The sequence below is a fragment of the Buttiauxella selenatireducens genome (assembly GCF_031432975.1).
Taxonomy (GTDB): domain Bacteria; phylum Pseudomonadota; class Gammaproteobacteria; order Enterobacterales; family Enterobacteriaceae; genus Buttiauxella; species Buttiauxella selenatireducens.
Genome location: NZ_CP133838.1, coordinates 1 through 15,166, shown reverse-complemented (window position 1 = coordinate 15,166; position 15,166 = coordinate 1). Strand labels below are relative to the sequence as shown.

At 49.8% G+C, this 15,166-nt stretch carries 15 protein-coding genes; 2 read left to right on the top strand and 13 right to left on the bottom strand.

Annotated elements, in window-relative coordinates; genetic code table 11:
- Positions 1-124 precede the first annotated feature (124 nt).
- Genes dgoD through dgoR form a run of 4 tightly spaced genes read right to left on the bottom strand, consistent with a single transcriptional unit; the run spans position 125 to position 3,438 of the window.
- Positions 125-1,273 carry a galactonate dehydratase gene (gene dgoD / locus RHD99_RS00075; RefSeq protein WP_309877056.1) on the bottom strand — a complete coding sequence of 383 codons (1,149 nt, stop codon included), beginning with the start codon at positions 1,271-1,273 and terminating at the stop codon, positions 125-127.
- Positions 1,270-1,890 carry a 2-dehydro-3-deoxy-6-phosphogalactonate aldolase gene (locus tag RHD99_RS00070; protein WP_309877055.1) on the bottom strand — a complete coding sequence of 207 codons (621 nt, stop codon included), beginning with the start codon at positions 1,888-1,890 and terminating at the stop codon, positions 1,270-1,272. Before RHD99_RS00070 ends, dgoD begins: the two co-directional genes overlap by 4 nt.
- A complete protein-coding gene (locus RHD99_RS00065) occupies positions 1,874-2,758 on the bottom strand; it encodes a 2-dehydro-3-deoxygalactonokinase (RefSeq protein WP_309877054.1) in 885 nt (294 codons plus the stop codon). The genes RHD99_RS00070 and RHD99_RS00065 overlap by 17 nt, the downstream gene beginning before the upstream one ends.
- Positions 2,755-3,438 carry a D-galactonate utilization transcriptional regulator DgoR gene (gene dgoR / locus RHD99_RS00060; RefSeq protein WP_309877053.1) on the bottom strand — a complete coding sequence of 228 codons (684 nt, stop codon included), beginning with the start codon at positions 3,436-3,438 and terminating at the stop codon, positions 2,755-2,757. The genes RHD99_RS00065 and dgoR overlap by 4 nt, the downstream gene beginning before the upstream one ends.
- A 264-nt stretch (positions 3,439-3,702) precedes the next feature.
- Here dgoR and RHD99_RS00055 point away from each other — a divergent pair, with 264 nt between their 5' ends.
- Entirely contained in the window at positions 3,703-4,761 is a 1,059-nt protein-coding gene (locus tag RHD99_RS00055; RefSeq protein ID WP_309877052.1) for an FAD-binding protein, read from the top strand.
- A gap of 53 nt (positions 4,762-4,814) precedes the next feature.
- Here RHD99_RS00055 and RHD99_RS00050 read toward each other — a convergent pair whose 3' ends face one another.
- The 5 genes from RHD99_RS00050 to RHD99_RS00030 form a co-directional block, all read right to left on the bottom strand.
- Complete coding sequence (locus tag RHD99_RS00050) at positions 4,815-5,156, bottom strand: hypothetical protein (RefSeq protein ID WP_309877051.1); 342 nt, start codon at positions 5,154-5,156, stop codon at positions 4,815-4,817.
- Complete coding sequence (locus RHD99_RS00045) at positions 5,141-5,545, bottom strand: peptidoglycan-binding domain-containing protein (protein WP_309877050.1); 405 nt, start codon at positions 5,543-5,545, stop codon at positions 5,141-5,143. Before RHD99_RS00045 ends, RHD99_RS00050 begins: the two co-directional genes overlap by 16 nt.
- A 159-nt stretch (positions 5,546-5,704) precedes the next feature.
- The gene (yidA, locus tag RHD99_RS00040) at positions 5,705-6,523 is read right to left on the bottom strand and encodes a sugar-phosphatase (RefSeq protein ID WP_309877049.1); all 819 of its coding nucleotides are present in this window, start codon (positions 6,521-6,523) and stop codon (positions 5,705-5,707) included.
- A gap of 148 nt (positions 6,524-6,671) precedes the next feature.
- Entirely contained in the window at positions 6,672-7,061 is a 390-nt protein-coding gene (locus RHD99_RS00035) for a YidB family protein (protein ID WP_183272048.1), read from the bottom strand.
- 48 nt (positions 7,062-7,109) lie between these two features.
- Positions 7,110-8,135, bottom strand: a complete 1,026-nt coding sequence (locus RHD99_RS00030) for a zinc-dependent alcohol dehydrogenase family protein (RefSeq protein ID WP_309877048.1) — start codon at positions 8,133-8,135, stop codon at positions 7,110-7,112.
- A gap of 112 nt (positions 8,136-8,247) precedes the next feature.
- On the opposite strand from RHD99_RS00030, the gene RHD99_RS00025 reads away from it, so the two are divergent.
- Entirely contained in the window at positions 8,248-9,159 is a 912-nt protein-coding gene (locus tag RHD99_RS00025; RefSeq protein ID WP_309877046.1) for a LysR family transcriptional regulator, read from the top strand.
- On the opposite strand, the gene gyrB is transcribed toward RHD99_RS00025, so the two are convergent.
- From gyrB to dnaA, 4 genes are read right to left on the bottom strand one after another with little or no spacing between them, the layout of a single operon-like run.
- Positions 9,156-11,570 carry a DNA topoisomerase (ATP-hydrolyzing) subunit B gene (gyrB, locus tag RHD99_RS00020; protein WP_309877044.1) on the bottom strand — a complete coding sequence of 805 codons (2,415 nt, stop codon included), beginning with the start codon at positions 11,568-11,570 and terminating at the stop codon, positions 9,156-9,158. The genes RHD99_RS00025 and gyrB overlap by 4 nt on opposite strands.
- A gap of 28 nt (positions 11,571-11,598) precedes the next feature.
- The gene (gene recF / locus RHD99_RS00015) at positions 11,599-12,672 is read right to left on the bottom strand and encodes a DNA replication/repair protein RecF (RefSeq protein WP_183272044.1); all 1,074 of its coding nucleotides are present in this window, start codon (positions 12,670-12,672) and stop codon (positions 11,599-11,601) included.
- Positions 12,673-13,773 carry a DNA polymerase III subunit beta gene (dnaN, locus tag RHD99_RS00010; RefSeq protein WP_183272043.1) on the bottom strand — a complete coding sequence of 367 codons (1,101 nt, stop codon included), beginning with the start codon at positions 13,771-13,773 and terminating at the stop codon, positions 12,673-12,675.
- Between the two features lie 4 nt (positions 13,774-13,777).
- On the bottom strand, positions 13,778-15,166 hold the full coding sequence (dnaA, locus tag RHD99_RS00005) for a chromosomal replication initiator protein DnaA (protein WP_183272042.1): 1,389 nt from the start codon (positions 15,164-15,166) through the stop codon (positions 13,778-13,780).

The window sequence follows — 15,166 nt, the reverse complement described above, 5'->3', positions numbered from 1 at the left end:
ATATTCTAAATCATTCGAGTCGCAGCAAGGCGGCAAGTAAGTGAATCCCCGTGAGCTTACTAAAGTAAGTGACTGGGGTGAACGAACGCAGCCAACGCCGCTGCGGCTTGAAGGATGAAGAATATTACCATTCAGCGACAGCACCATCTGGATACCGCCACAAAGGATTGCGCCAGTCGGTCACATTTTTACTGCGTTCAATAACCATTTCTTCGTTAATTTCAACGCCAAGACCCGGTTTCATTAATGGCATAAAGTGGCCGCCATCCATTTTGAAGTCTTCTTTATTTTTAACGAAATCGAGTAATTCAGCGCCTTTGTTGTAATGAATCCCCATACTTTGTTCCTGGAGTACCGCATTGCGGGAAACAAAGTCGATATGCAGGCACGCGGCAAGTGCGATGGGCCCCAACGGGCAATGTGGTGCCAGTGAAACATCATAGGCTTCGGCCATACCCGCGATTTTGAAGCATTCGGTGATGCCACCCGCATGGGAAAGATCCGGTTGCAGAATCGCTAAACCGCCCGCTTCCAGCACGCGTTTAAACTCAAAGCGCGAGAACATGCGCTCACCTGCGGCGATGGGAATATGCGTTTGCGCGGCCAGACGCGGGTAATATTCCGCTTGCTCAGCCAGAACCGGTTCTTCAATAAACAATGGGCGATAAGGTTCCAGTTCTTTAATTAATACTTTCGCCATTGGCGCACTGACGCGTCCATGGAAATCCAGACCAAATTCAATTTCATTACCAAAGGCTTCACGAATTTGCGCTACGGTATTAACCGCCGTATCAATTTTACGTGAGTTATCAATAATCCCCATTTCTTCGCAGCCGTTTAATTTAAACGTATCAAAACCAATTTTTCGTAATGCAGTAATTCCTTCGATGACGTCTGATGGACGATCGCCGCCTACCCAGCTATATGCTTTAATTTTATCGCGTACCAGTCCGCCCATTAATTGCCAGACAGGGGCGTTTAAGACTTTACCTTTAATATCCCACAATGCCTGGTCGATACCGGCAATGGCGCTCATTAATATCGGGCCACCGCGATAAAAACCACCCCGGTACATCACTTGCCATAAATCATTAATGCGAGCAGGGTCCTGGCCAATCAGAAATTCACTTAATTCATGAACTGCGGCTTCAACGCTTTTTGCCCGTCCTTCAATTACCGGTTCGCCCCAGCCGACGACGCCTTCATCAGTTTCAATTTTCAGGAACATCCAGCGCGGAGGTAAGCGGTAAGTGGTTAATTTAGTAATTTTCATGCCTGCACAGCCTCTTTGTACGCGTTAACGAATGCTTTTGCTTTCTGTGCAGTTTGTTCAACGGATTGCCCCGCACGGTATAAATCACTGCCAAGTCCCGCCCCAGCACAGCCTGCTTTTAACCATTGCGCGATATTTTCCGGCGTCACCCCACCCACCGCAAAAACAGGCACTTCAGGCGGCAATACCGCTTTTAGCGCTTTGATGTAATCAGGTCCGAAGGATGAAGAAGGGAAAATCTTCAGTGCCTGCGCGCCCGCGTCGAGTGCATTAAACGCTTCGGAAGCGGTGGCACAACCGGCACAAACCGTCATTCCGTGGCTAACCGCGCGGCGAATAACTTCCGGTTGCGTATTTGGGGTTACGACCAATTTGCCGCCCATGGCTGCCAGTTCATTGACCTGATCGGGCTTCAAAACGGTTCCTGCACCAATCAGTGCACGATGTCCGAACTCTGCCACCATTGCCGTAATGCTTATCTGCCAGTCTGGCGAATTCATCGGGATTTCTATCGCGTCAAATCCCGCATCCAGCAACGCGGCAACATGTGCGTGTGCTTCATCCGGCGTAATACCGCGCAAAATAGCGATAAGGGGAAGATCAGTTTGCCACTGCATTTGCAATACTCCTTATTCCTGCCTGGAATGCATTGTCGCCATCCAGCACTTGCGCCTGGTAGCCCAGTAAACCGAGAGCGCTGACATAACGCTGGCTCAGTGCGGGATTAGCAACAATGGTGATAGGTTGTTGAGCGTCCGGCGTGTACTGGCGAGTCATCGCAGCCACTTCGTTACCAATCAACAACCCGGAAAGAAATTCGCTCACCTCACTACGCGGCAGTTCACCCAACACATGGGCGGCGCGTATTTCGAAAAGGCGTGGCAATAAATCGCTATCACTTATCCCGCGATGCAGTCCGGCGAGGAAGGCTTCATGGCTGGTTTGTTGCTCAGGCAGGCCTGTGCCAATTAAGGAGTGATTCAGCAGAAGATGGTGCAGTTCGCCCGTCATTACCGTGCGGAAATCCTGCACGGTGTCTTTATCGGCGTGAACCCATTTGCAGTGCGTTCCCGGCATGATGTAAAGCGAGGCCGGGCCAAGCGTTCTTGCGCCAAGCAACTGGGTTTCTTCACCACGCATGACGTTGCAGTTATCGTCACGTTGTACGCTGAGGCCAGGAATAATCCATACGTTATCCAGCACAGGGGTAAGTTGCTGGCTTAAATCAGAAAAACGAGCCGGACAAGGCAGATAGGGGGCAATTTTCCACCCGGCATTACTGCCTACCATTCCGGCCATCAAAACGGGCGTGTTCGTTTCACGCCAGTTCTGAGTGACTTCATCGAACACCGCTTCTGGGGTTTTACCGTTCAGGCGCGTAACGCCTGCGGTGGTCTGGCGACTGTCAATGCACATTCCGTCCTGGTAGAGCCAGGCGCGGAGGTTAGTCGACCCCCAATCAATAGCGATGTAGCGTGATGTCATGTGATTTCCTTTAGTCGTTTGGTGGAGCTAGCAATCATTGTCAGTGCGGCTTTTTCAGCTGCCTGACTGTCCTGGTGGCGAATCGCATCAAACAGGGCTTTATGCTCCTGAAGCGTTTGCGGCATGTTGGCTTCATCGCCCATCCATGTGCGTTCAAACACCGCTCGTTGAAGTGAGCTTATTGCCACGCTCAGTTGCTGTAACACTGGGTTGTGCACCGATTCCAGTACCGCTTCGTGATAGCGAATATCGGCTTCGTTAAATGCGTCTCTGTCCTGGTTATTTGCCACCATGTCATTAAGCGCGGCTTCAATTCGCGCCAGTTCACTCGATGTGGCTCGTTCTGCGGCCCAGCGTGCAATGGCAGGCTCGACCAGGTTTCGCACTTCGCTCATGGCGCTTATCAGCCTTGGGTCGTAGTCGTTTTCCAACACCCACTGCAAGACTTCGGTATCGAGGTAATTCCACTGGTTACGCGGCTGTACAAAAGCCCCTCGATAACGCTTCATTTCGACCAGTCGTTTCGCCATCAGAGAACGAAAAACTTCGCGAATAATGTTGCGTGAGGTTTCGAACTCCTCACATAAGTCGGCTTCTGACGGAAGTGCTGCACCCGGCGTGTACTTGCCGTCAACAATCTGTTTGCCCAACGTCACGATGATGCGATCGGTCTTAGTCATGGTTAGCCCTGTTCTATTTAGGTTTTAACCTTACTTTACCGTGAGCGCTGAAAAACACCGCTATTTTGAAGTACAAATGTGAAGCCAATAGCTCTTCCGATGCGCGTAATGTAGTACAACAATTATGCGTTGTACTACAATTAAGATCACAAAACAGACAGTAGATCACAATAATTACCGCCGGTAAAATCAGCACGGACTTCATCATCACTTCACAGAACCCTTCTATCGTGCACGCCTGAGTTAAACGCTGGGGTGCAGGAAATGGAACATTACGACATAGCAATCATCGGGTTAGGTCCGGCTGGCGCGACATTAGCAAGGTTGCTTGATTCAGATTTGAAGGTGATAGCTCTGGATAAAAAGCAGCAGAAGGGTGAAGAAGGGTTTCAGAAACCCTGCGGCGGATTGCTGGCGCCTGATGCACAACGCTCTTTTATCCGCTCAAGGATAAATCTTCCGCTGCACGTGCTGGCTAACCCACAGATTTTCAGCGTCAAAACCGTTGATTTACAATCAGATATCGAGTGCAACTATCAGCGCAGTTATATCAATATCAACCGTCATGCTTTTGATCTATGGCTAAAAACACTGATTCCTGACTCGGTGGATGTTCATCACGACACACTTTGTAAGCGCATTAAGAAGGAAGGGAAATTCTATCGCATCTCTTTTGAGGAAGACGGAAGTACGCGGGAAATCTTCGCCCGCTATATCGTTGGAGCCGATGGCGCAAACTCGCTGGTTCGGCGCACCATCTACCCACAGCACACGATCCGTAAGTACCAGGCTATACAGCAATGGTTTCCAGAAAAACACGCTCAACCATTCTTATCCTGCATTTTTGATAACAACATTACTGACTGCTACGCCTGGAGTATGTCCAAAGACGGCTACTTTATTTTTGGCGGCGCATTCCCCATGAAAGGTGGGCGAGAGCAATACAGCACGCTAAAACAGAAAATGACCTTACGCTCTTTTGTCTTCGGAGAAGCGATAAAAGAAGAAAAGTGTATTGTGCTGTGCCCCTCAAAATGGAGTGATTTTGTCTGTGGCAAGGATAATGCGTTTCTTATTGGTGAAGCTGCGGGATTTATAAGCGCCAGCTCGCTGGAAGGGATCAGCTATGCGCTGGATAGCGCAGAAATTCTGGCAAATATCTTTAACGAGCAGCATATTGCGCCCAATGCTGCTTATCTGAAGCGAACAGGGAAACTCAGAAGAAAACTTTTTGGGAAGGTGATTAAAGCCAAGATATTAACTTCAGCCTGGTCGCGCAAGCTCATCATGAAAAGCGGCTTTGCTGATATTCCGTTGGCTTAAAAGCGTTGATTTAAAGCGGCCACGTTTACAACTTGAAGTATGACCGCTATAAATTAATCGAAAGTATAGTTTGAAAGCTCTTTTTCTATACTCTTATTCCCTTTGTATTTTACCTCGAGCTCTATTTGTTGTTTCTTAGCCAATCCGCAATATTTATCGACTGCTTTTTCTATTTCCTGCTGCTTTTGTTTAGATATAGAACTATCCCACTCCCCTGAGTAATGTGTACATGCATCAGCACTTTCAACAAACGAATTAACATCAGAAGGGATTTTTCTATTTACTTCCGAAATACAACCATTACAAAACAGCATTGCGAAAATAAATATAAATTTGGTTTTTTTCAATTTAGCGACCATCATTAGACCAATGCGGCTCATCAGCAAAACCGCCATGATATATTCATATCAATAGCGTTACCTTCTGTATGGCGACTATTTAATGCAGGAGCTACATGTAAGTTATGCATGCCATAAGCATTAACCATTGCAACAGCAGCAGCTATACTTTTACTATCATATTCATGTACCCAGTTGATATTAACACCTTTAAAATCAGGCACTTTATTTGGTGGCGTTTTCCTATTAGCGATCATCCAGGACCAATGCATAAGATAGGCTCTCTCTGGAGGACGGAGCGTTGCTGCTATGAGCACCCTGGCTCCAGCTTGTACAAGTGCTTTATAGAATTTCTCGACCCCCATACGAAATCCTGGGCTAAGGTCATCAATACTATTTTTTCCAGGGAAGTATCTCACCCATTCGGCACCACTCAGCTTATTCATCTTAAATTCCATTTAATATTTTGAGTGGATAGTTAACTCCCGGTTAATTTAAAAAACAACCATATAATAAGTTAAGGAGCATTACATATTCTAACTTTGCCAGAAAAAAGCCCCCAAAAGTTAATTTGAGGGCTGAACTGGATTATCTCAACAGAAAAGTCAGGATCTATTCAGTACAAACTTCTCAATCGCGTAAGCAACGCCGTCTTCCAGGTTGGATTTAGTGACGAAATTGCTGACATCTTTCACTTTGTCGATAGCATTTTCCATCGCGACGCCAATACCGGCGTATTCCAGCATCGCAATGTCGTTTTCCTGATCGCCCAGGGTCATCACTTCTTCTTGCTTGATACCGAGCGTTTCAGCCAGCGCTTTCACGCCAGTGCCTTTGTTTACGCGCTTATCGAGGATCTCAAGGAAATATGGGGAACTTTTAAGCAGCGTATAGCGCTCATACACGTCATCTGGAATTTGAGCGATGGCTTTGTCCAGAATGGCGGGTTCATCGATCATCATCACTTTCAGATATGCGCCGTTTTTATCCATATTTTCTGGCTCACTGAATACCAGCGGGATATTGGCGATAAAGGATTCATGAACGGTGTAGTAGCTGATGTCACGGTTCGCGGTGTACAGCGTATGCCTGTCCAGCGCATGGAAGTGGGTACCCACATCACGGGAAAGCTGTTCCAGATAGCGGTAATCATCGTAGCTCAGCGCCGTTTGCGCGACGGTGCTGCCGTCGCTCGCCTTTTGTACCAATGCACCGTTATAGGTGATGCAATAGTCATTCGGCTTATCCATGTGCAGCTCTCTGAGATAGCTCTCAACACCTGCAAAAGGGCGTCCGGTACACAAAACAACGTTAACGCCCTGTTCGCGCGCACTGGCGATGGCGGCTTTAACGGCTGGAGAAATGGTGTGGTCCGGCAGCAGTAATGTGCCGTCCATATCAATAGCAATGAGTTTTATAGGCATGGGATTTTCTGAGGTAATGAGTTTATCTCATGCTAACGCGATTAAGCCCGCAAAAATAGCGCTACGTTTCACGTTAAAAAGGTCCGTTTTATACACAAGAAAACGCCACCCAGTACTGCAAATAAAATGCGTGAGTGGCGTTTTTCAGCTAGCTGAAGAATTTATCTTTCAGCATATGGAAGCCTTTAGTCAGCAAGTCTTCGTCATGAGCGACTTCACCTGCTGGTGATAAGGTATCGACTATTTTTGGGAACTGCTCTGACAGCAGTTGAGATGCGCTTCCCACATCAATTCCCAGTTTCTCAGCCAGTCCGCTGATTGCGGGCATGCCCAGCACCTCTTGCACCTGCTCAGGGCTAACGCTTTGATTATGTGCGCCGCTTAACCATGAGGTGACAATATCTGAGTACCCCTTTTCCCGAAACTGTTCAAGTATTGCCTGAATACCGCCTTGTTCATTTATCCACGTTAGGATGACTTTGAATTTACCTGCATCGCCACCCCCCATCATGCCAGTAACTTGATCGAAAAAGCCCATGACCGTGTCCTCTTGCATTCACGAAGTGTGCAATAGAAGTGTAGTCAATCACGAGCGAGTTAAGACGATTTTGCCGAACGCACCGCGATCAAGATGCGCCAGCGCCTGTGGGAGTTCGTCAAAACGGTAGCGCGTTTCGATGACCGGTTTCAGGCCGTTGGCATCAATCGCACGGACGAAATCTTCAAGAGCCCGGCGATGGCCGACACCAATCCCCTGAATCGTCGGTGATTTCAGTAAGAGCTCACCCACCGGGCCTGAGAATTCAAAACCTTCAAGTACGCCAATCACCGATATACGCCCATGCACCGCCACCGCCCGTAGAGAATGACTCAGGTTTTCCCCACCCACTGTTTCGATAATATGATCGATTCCGTGCTCATAGGTCAGTTCGTAAATGGCATCCACCCAATCACCCTGCAAACGATTAATGCCATGATCCGCTCCCAACGCCTGGGCGCGAGCCAGTTTTTCATCGCTACCGGAGGTCACAAACACTTGGGCTCCATGAGCTTTAGCGATTTGCAGAGCAAACATAGAAACACCGCCGGTTCCCTGTACCAGCACTGTTTGCCCGGCACGTATTCCGCCGCGTTCAACTAATGCAAACCAGGCGGTAAGCCCTGCGCAGGGCAATGTGCTGGCCTGAATATCATCGAGAGTTTCAGGGGATGCCACCAGCCAGTTTTCGCTCATAACAATGTATTCCGCCAGCATTCCCTGGTAAACCCCACCGAGCGTGCGATATGGCGGAGTGCGCGCGTTGCCGTTTGGCTTGCCGTCAATCCAGTCGGGCGAAAAGGTCGAAATAACACGCGACCCCTCCTGGAAACGCGTCACACCTTCACCGATTTTTTCCACTACGCCTGCCATATCTGACGCAGGGGTAAAGGGGAAAGGAAGCGGTAATGGCATCGTGCCATCAATCACCATTTTGTCGCGGTAATTGAGTGAGATTGCATTAACCCGGACCAAAACCTCACCGGGGCCAGGGTTGGGAATAGGTACAGTAGAAAGCGCCAGATTTTCGCGCCCCACAGCATTCATGGCCCAGCGTTGCATTGTTTGGCTCATCATTTGCTCCAACGATTACGGTTAATTCATCACAATCCGAAGTATATCGTTGACCATAAATAACCAGTGGCGATAGATTTTCTCTACATTGATTCCAGAATGGATACAAAGAATGAGCGAGCAACTGAAGGGAATTTCTGTTTTCGTTACGGCCGTTGAGGCGGGTAGTTTCTCGCTTGCGGCAACGCGTTTGCATCTCTCACGTTCAGCCGTCGGCAAAACCATCTCCCAACTTGAGCAGCGACTGGGCGTTCGGCTGTTTCATCGCACCACGCGCAGCCTCGCATTAACCGACGATGGGACGCTTTTCTATGAGCACTGCTTGCGGGCACTGGAAGAAATAGATACCGCAAAAACCTTACTCGACAGTGGAAAAAAGAGCGTCAGTGGGCGGTTACGCATCTCAATGCCCGTGCTTTATGGGCGCATGTGCATCGCGCCATTACTGACGGAATTTGCGAGCCAGAATCCAGATCTGGCAATGGAATTGTTGTTTAGCGACAGAGTCTCTGACCTGGTGGAAGATAGATTGGATCTGGTGATTCGTAACGGGAAATTGCCTGATAGTAGCGGTCTTGTCGCACGACGTATCGGTTCACACCGCATGATTATTTGTGCGTCACCGAGCTATTTGATGCAGCGAGGCAAACCACAAACGATAGAAGATTTATCGCAACATGAAGTGATTAACTATATCAATGCAGGGGTGCCCCACCGCTGGATTATTCCCGAAGATAACGGTCAGAAAAGAGAATTTGTCCCGAAATCACGCTTGTTGATGGATGAATTACAAGCTATCGCCGATACGGCGTTATCGGGGTTTGGAATTGCATTGTTGCCAGACTGGCTGATTGAGGATGAGTTGCAAACAGGGAAGCTGGTGCGGGTGCTGTGTGATTACCGGGAAAATGTCTATGAAAGCCACGCGCTTTGGCTCCAGACACCCCACCTGCCGCTAAAAACCCGGCTGGTGATAGATATGCTGGTGAGCAGATTGCCTGCTCACCAGATTTCTCTAACTTAGATATCGATGTTCGCCGCTTTCAGGGCGTTTTCTTCGATAAATGCACGACGTGGTTCAACCGCATCGCCCATCAAGGTAGTGAACAGCTGATCGGCAGCAATCGCGTCTTTTACCGTTACGCGCAACATACGACGGCTTTGTGGATCCATTGTGGTTTCCCACAGCTGATCCGGGTTCATTTCACCCAAACCTTTGTAGCGCTGAATAGACAGGCCACGACGGGACTCTTTCACCAGCCATTCCAGCGCCTGCTCGAAGCTGGCAACAGGTTGACGGCGTTCGCCACGTTCGATGAAGGCGTCTTCTTCGATAAGGCCACGCAGTTTCTCACCCAGCGTGCACAGACGACGATATTCGCCACCCACAATGAATTCGTGCTCCAGTGGGTAATCAGTATCCACACCGTGGGTACGCACGCGAATCACAGGCTCAAAGATATTCAGCTCGCGGTTCTGACGCACGATAGAGTTCCAGGTGCTGCCATGCTGTTCATTTTCGTTAAGCTGGGTAACCAACTTAGTAACCCAGGACGTCACTTTGCTTTCGTCTGCCAGTTCGGCTTCTACAAGCGTTGGGTGATAAACCAGATTTGTCAGCAGGTTACGCGGATAACGGCGCTCCATGCGGCCAATCATTTTCTGGCAAGCATTGAACTCAGACACCAGTTTTTCCAGCGCTTCACCAGCAATCGCTGGTGCGTTGGCATTGGTGTGCAGCGTTGCGCCATCCAGTGCGATTGAAATCTGATACTGATCCATCGCTTCATCATCTTTGATGTACTGCTCTTGCTTGCCTTTCTTCACTTTGTACAGCGGTGGCTGTGCGATATACACATGGCCACGCTCAACGATTTCAGGCATTTGACGATAGAAGAAGGTCAACAGCAGGGTACGGATGTGTGAACCATCGACGTCCGCATCCGTCATGATGATGATGCTGTGGTAACGCAGTTTGTCCGGGTTGTATTCGTCACGGCCAATGCCGCAGCCCAACGCAGTGATCAGCGTGGCAACTTCCTGAGAGGCGAGCATTTTGTCAAAGCGCGCTTTCTCAACGTTCAGAATTTTACCTTTCAGCGGCAGGATCGCCTGGTTCTTACGGTTACGCCCCTGTTTTGCAGAGCCGCCCGCAGAGTCCCCTTCCACAAGGTACAGTTCGGAGTGAGCCGGGTCGCGTTCCTGGCAATCAGCCAGTTTGCCTGGCAGACCAGCCAAATCCAGCGCGCCTTTACGACGGGTCATTTCACGAGCACGACGAGCCGCTTCACGAGCACGAGCCGCATCAATGATTTTGCCAACAACGATTTTCGCGTCAGACGGGTTTTCCAGCAGGTATTCAGACAGCAGTTCGTTCATCTGCTGCTCAACCGCAGATTTCACTTCTGAAGAAACCAGTTTGTCTTTGGTCTGAGAAGAGAATTTCGGGTCGGGTACTTTTACAGAAACGACCGCAATCAGGCCTTCACGAGCATCGTCACCCGTGGCGCTGACTTTCGCTTTTTTGCTGTAGCCTTCTTTATCCATATACGCGTTAAGTGTACGCGTCATCGCGGCGCGGAAACCGGCCAGGTGGGTACCACCATCGCGCTGCGGGATGTTGTTGGTAAAGCAGTAGATGTTTTCCTGGAAACCATCATTCCACTGCAATGCCACTTCCACACCAATACCGTCTTTTTCAGTACTGAAATAGAACACGGTTGGGTGAATTGGCGTTTTGTTCTTGTTGAGATACTCAACGAATGCGCGGATACCACCTTCATAATGGAAGTGGTCCTGACGGCCATCGCGCTTATCAATCAGACGGATAGATACGCCTGAGTTCAGGAATGACAACTCACGCAGGCGTTTAGCCAGGATGTCGTATTCGAACTCAATAACGTTGGTGAACGTTTCATGGCTTGGCCAGAAACGAACTTGCGTACCTGTCGCTTCAGTTTCACCCGTTACTGCCAGAGGCGCTTGCGGCACACCGTGAATGTATGTTTGCTGATGAGTTTTGCCTTCGCGGCGAATCAGCAGTTCCAGCTTCTGAGAGAGGGCGTTAACAACAGAAACACCCACACCGTGCAGACCACCAGAAACTTTATAGGAGTTGTCATCGAACTTACCGCCTGCGTGCAGCACGGTCATGATAACTTCAGCCGCAGACACACCCTCTTCCGGGTGAATACCGGTAGGAATACCACGGCCATCATCGGTTACGGAGACAGAGTTATCAGCATGGATGGTGACAACAATGTCTTTACAGTGACCGGCAAGTGCTTCGTCGATAGCGTTATCTACGACCTCAAATACCATGTGGTGCAGACCGGTGCCGTCATCCGTATCGCCGATATACATTCCCGGGCGCTTACGTACCGCATCCAGCCCTTTAAGGACTTTGATACTGGAGGAGTCATAAGAATTCGACATCAACGTTTCTCGCTCATTTATTCTTGGGTTAATCCGTTATTTTACCCTGATCCACGACGAACATCTTCGAATTTTTGTCCGCCATATCCATCACATGTTCTGCGCTAATTGCGCTAACAAAAACCTGTGATTCCGTCGCCTTTAACCGGCTGGCTAATAGACCACGGCGTGCATCATCTAGTTCAGAGGCAAAATCATCTATCAGATACAGGCAACGTCGCCCGTTCTGTCGGGTGAGAAACTCACCCTGCGCCAGTCTTAAAGCGCACATCAGTAATTTAAGCTGCCCGCGCGACAGGGTATCTTCTACCGGCGCACCGTCTGCACGGATCCTGAAATCAGCTTTGTGGGGGCCGTGAGCCGTGTAGGTCAGCATGCGGTCGCGTTCGAAATTACGCTCCAGTAGCTCGCCATAGTCACTCTCTTTTTCCCAACCGCGTTGGAAAGTGAAGCTCAGCGAAAACTCCGGTAGAAATTGTGCGCAGGTATCAGCCATGTCATCGGCAATGGCTGAACTGTATTCGGCACGCCAGCGGCTGATTTGCTCCGCTAGTGGGATAAGCTCTTGATCCCATGGCCGCAGTTGCGCATAGCGCGTAACTTGCCGCAACGCTGCGTTGCGTTGCTTGAGCAGGCGCTTGAGATTGCTCCAGGCGACAAAAAATCCTGGTTCGTTATGGAAACATCCCCAATCGAGGAACGCTCTACGGAATTTAGGGCCACCGTTGAGCAGTGTAAATCCTTCGGGGGTGATGAGCTGCATCGGCATCAACAGCGCCAGTTCAGCCACTTTGTGGCCGTCGCTGCCATCGATACGCACTTTGCTGTCGCCTGCACGGTCTTTAGTCAGGCCAATTGCGGATTCCCGCTCGCCGTTCTGCAAACGGCCATGCAGTACAAAGGATTCTTGTTCATGGCGTATCACACGCTCAATTTTCAAACTGCGAAAAGCGCGCCCGTGCCCGAGGGTATAAATCGCCTCTAACACGCTGGTCTTGCCACTTCCGTTGGCTCCTACCAGGAAATTAAACCCCGGTGAGAGAGCCAGATCTGCATTTTCGATATTACGAAAGTCTTTAATTAATAGCCGTGAAAGGGACATCTACAGTCTCATTGGCATCACAACGTACGCTGCGGCCTGAGAAGCTGCATCTTCAATCTGCACACTAGAAACGGAGTCGGTCAGTAAAATGCGTACGTTCTCGCACTTCAGTGCATTCAGAACATCCAGCACATAACTGACGTTGAAACCAATTTCCATATCCGTGCCGTCATAAGTGACGTCCAGAATCTCTTCGGCTTCTTCCTGCTCAGGGTTGTTCGCCGTGATCTTCAATTGGTTTTCACTGACTTGCAGACGCACGCCGCGGAATTTCTCGTTCGAGAGAATCGCCGCACGCGAAAACGCTTGTTTCAGTAAATCACAGCTGGCATCCAGGTGTTTGTCAGGATTCTTCGGCAACACGCGGCGATAATCCGGGAAACGGCCATCAACCAGCTTAGAAGTGAAGATAAAGTCGCCGACGTGAGCACGGATGTTGTTGCTACCAATTTGTATGCGCAGCGGGCTATCGCCGCCGTCCAGCATACGCATCAGTTCAATCACGCCTTTACGCGGCACGATCACCGAATGGCTAGGCAAGGACTGACCCACCGGCATCGAACATACCGCCAGACGGTGACCATCGGTCGCCACGGTGCGCAATTCTTCGCCTTCAGTTTCAAACAACATGCCGTTCAGGTAATAGCGAACGTCCTGATGTGCCATAGAAAACTGAGTCGCTTCAATCAGGCGTTTCATGGTCGCTTGCGGGAGCGTGAATTCTACTTCGCTCTGCCAGTCGTCCAGGTTCGGGAAATCAGCCGCCGGTAGCGTCGAGAGCGAGAAACGGCTGCGCCCGGAGCGCACTAACATGCGATCTCCCTCAAGCTGTACAGCTATTTCCGCGCCTTCTGGCAAACCGCGACAGATGTCGAAGAATTTACGTGCAGGCACCGTTGTGGCACCCGCTTCATGCGGCTGCACCAATGCGACACGCGCCACCATCTCCATTTCCAGATCTGTACCTGTTAATGAGAGTGCTCCATCCGCGACTTGCAACAGCAGGTTGCCGAGAATCGGTAACGTCGGACGGCCACCTAATGGGCCACTCACCTGTTGCAGCGGTTTTAATAAAGTTTCACGTTCAACGGTAAATTTCATAGCGTCACGAAGATAATGTTCTGATTAAGTTGGAGAAATCTTCTTTGATGTCGTGGCTTTCTTCACGCAACTGCTCAATCTTACGGCAGGCATGGAGAACCGTAGTATGGTCCCGGCCACCAAAGGCATCGCCGATCTCTGGCAAGCTATGGTTCGTCAACTCCTTCGCCAGCGCCATCGCCATTTGACGTGGACGGGCAACCGAACGGGAACGACGTTTAGACAACAGGTCAGCAACCTTTATTTTATAGTACTCCGCCACCGTCTTCTGGATATTGTCGATGGTGACGAGCTTCTCTTGCAGCGCAAGCAGATCACGCAGTGCTTCGCGCACGAAGTCGATAGTAATCGCTCGGCCAGTAAAGTTGGCGTTAGCGATAACACGGTTCAATGCCCCTTCCAGTTCACGCACGTTCGAACGTAAACGCTTAGCAATAAAGAAGGCAACTTCGCCTGGCAGACGAATGTCGTTCTCATCTGCTTTTTTCATCAGGATCGCAACTCGCGTTTCCAGTTCTGGCGGCTCGATAGCAACCGTTAATCCCCAACCGAAGCGAGATTTCAGACGATCTTCAACCCCATTGATCTCTTTTGGATAGCGATCCGAGGTCAGAATGATCTGTTGGTTGCCTTCGAGCAGGGCATTAAAGGTGTGGAAAAACTCTTCTTGTGAGCGCTCTTTATTAGCAAAGAATTGAATGTCATCAATCAGCAGCGCATCAACAGAACGGTAGTAACGTTTGAACTCTTCAATGGCGTTATTTTGCAGCGCTTTTACCATATCTTGCACGAAGCGTTCGGAGTGCATATACACCACTTTCGCATTCGGCTTGCGCGCAATAATACCGTTACCCACAGCGTGCAACAGGTGCGTTTTACCCAGGCCCGTGCCGCCATAAAGGAACAAAGGGTTATAAGCTCCGCCAGGGTTATCCGCCACCTGACGCGCCGCCGCGCGGGCCAGTTGGTTCGATTTACCCTCAACGAAGTTATCGAAAGTATGTTTTACGTTAACGTTAGAACGGTATAACTGCTCAGCAGGAGCAGGGAGGTTATCCCAGCTTGGGCGCATCGGGGCTGTAGGGCGCGCCATTTGTGCATGTGCTGGTGCGGTAGCAACTGCCTGCTGATTTAACGTCTGGCTGACCGGTTTGCTGCCCACTTCAAAACGCAATGCGGGCGCATCTGTGCCGCAAAAATCGTTGAGCAATCCGTTGATATTATTAAGGTACTTATCTCGTACCCAGTCGAGAACAAAACGGTTTGGCGCATACAGGGCCAGCGTGTTATCGCTCAGTTCCGCCTGTAGGGGGCGTATCCACATACTGAATTCTGTGGCTGGTAACTCATCCTGCAATCGGGCAAGACACTGCTGCCAAAGCGAAAGTGACAC

Bases quoted from the DNA above. Each gene is read 5' to 3' on its own strand.
- RHD99_RS00050 (WP_309877051.1), bottom strand. From the start codon at position 5,156: ATGGCGGTTTTGCTGATGAGCCGCATTGGTCTAATGATGGTCGCTAAA.
- RHD99_RS00065 (WP_309877054.1), bottom strand. From the start codon at position 2,758: ATGACATCACGCTACATCGCTATTGATTGGGGGTCGACTAACCTCCGC.
- dnaN (WP_183272043.1), bottom strand. From the start codon at position 13,773: ATGAAATTTACCGTTGAACGTGAAACTTTATTAAAACCGCTGCAACAG.
- yidA (WP_309877049.1), bottom strand. From the start codon at position 6,523: ATGCCTATAAAACTCATTGCTATTGATATGGACGGCACATTACTGCTG.
- RHD99_RS00070 (WP_309877055.1), bottom strand. From the start codon at position 1,890: ATGCAGTGGCAAACTGATCTTCCCCTTATCGCTATTTTGCGCGGTATT.
- dgoR (WP_309877053.1), bottom strand. From the start codon at position 3,438: ATGACTAAGACCGATCGCATCATCGTGACGTTGGGCAAACAGATTGTT.
- RHD99_RS00045 (WP_309877050.1), bottom strand. From the start codon at position 5,545: ATGAATAAGCTGAGTGGTGCCGAATGGGTGAGATACTTCCCTGGAAAA.
- dgoD (WP_309877056.1), bottom strand. From the start codon at position 1,273: ATGAAAATTACTAAATTAACCACTTACCGCTTACCTCCGCGCTGGATG.
- RHD99_RS00025 (WP_309877046.1), top strand. From the start codon at position 8,248: ATGAGCGAGCAACTGAAGGGAATTTCTGTTTTCGTTACGGCCGTTGAG.
- gyrB (WP_309877044.1), bottom strand. From the start codon at position 11,570: ATGTCGAATTCTTATGACTCCTCCAGTATCAAAGTCCTTAAAGGGCTG.
- recF (WP_183272044.1), bottom strand. From the start codon at position 12,672: ATGTCCCTTTCACGGCTATTAATTAAAGACTTTCGTAATATCGAAAAT.
- RHD99_RS00055 (WP_309877052.1), top strand. From the start codon at position 3,703: ATGGAACATTACGACATAGCAATCATCGGGTTAGGTCCGGCTGGCGCG.
- RHD99_RS00030 (WP_309877048.1), bottom strand. From the start codon at position 8,135: ATGAGCCAAACAATGCAACGCTGGGCCATGAATGCTGTGGGGCGCGAA.
- RHD99_RS00035 (WP_183272048.1), bottom strand. From the start codon at position 7,061: ATGGGCTTTTTCGATCAAGTTACTGGCATGATGGGGGGTGGCGATGCA.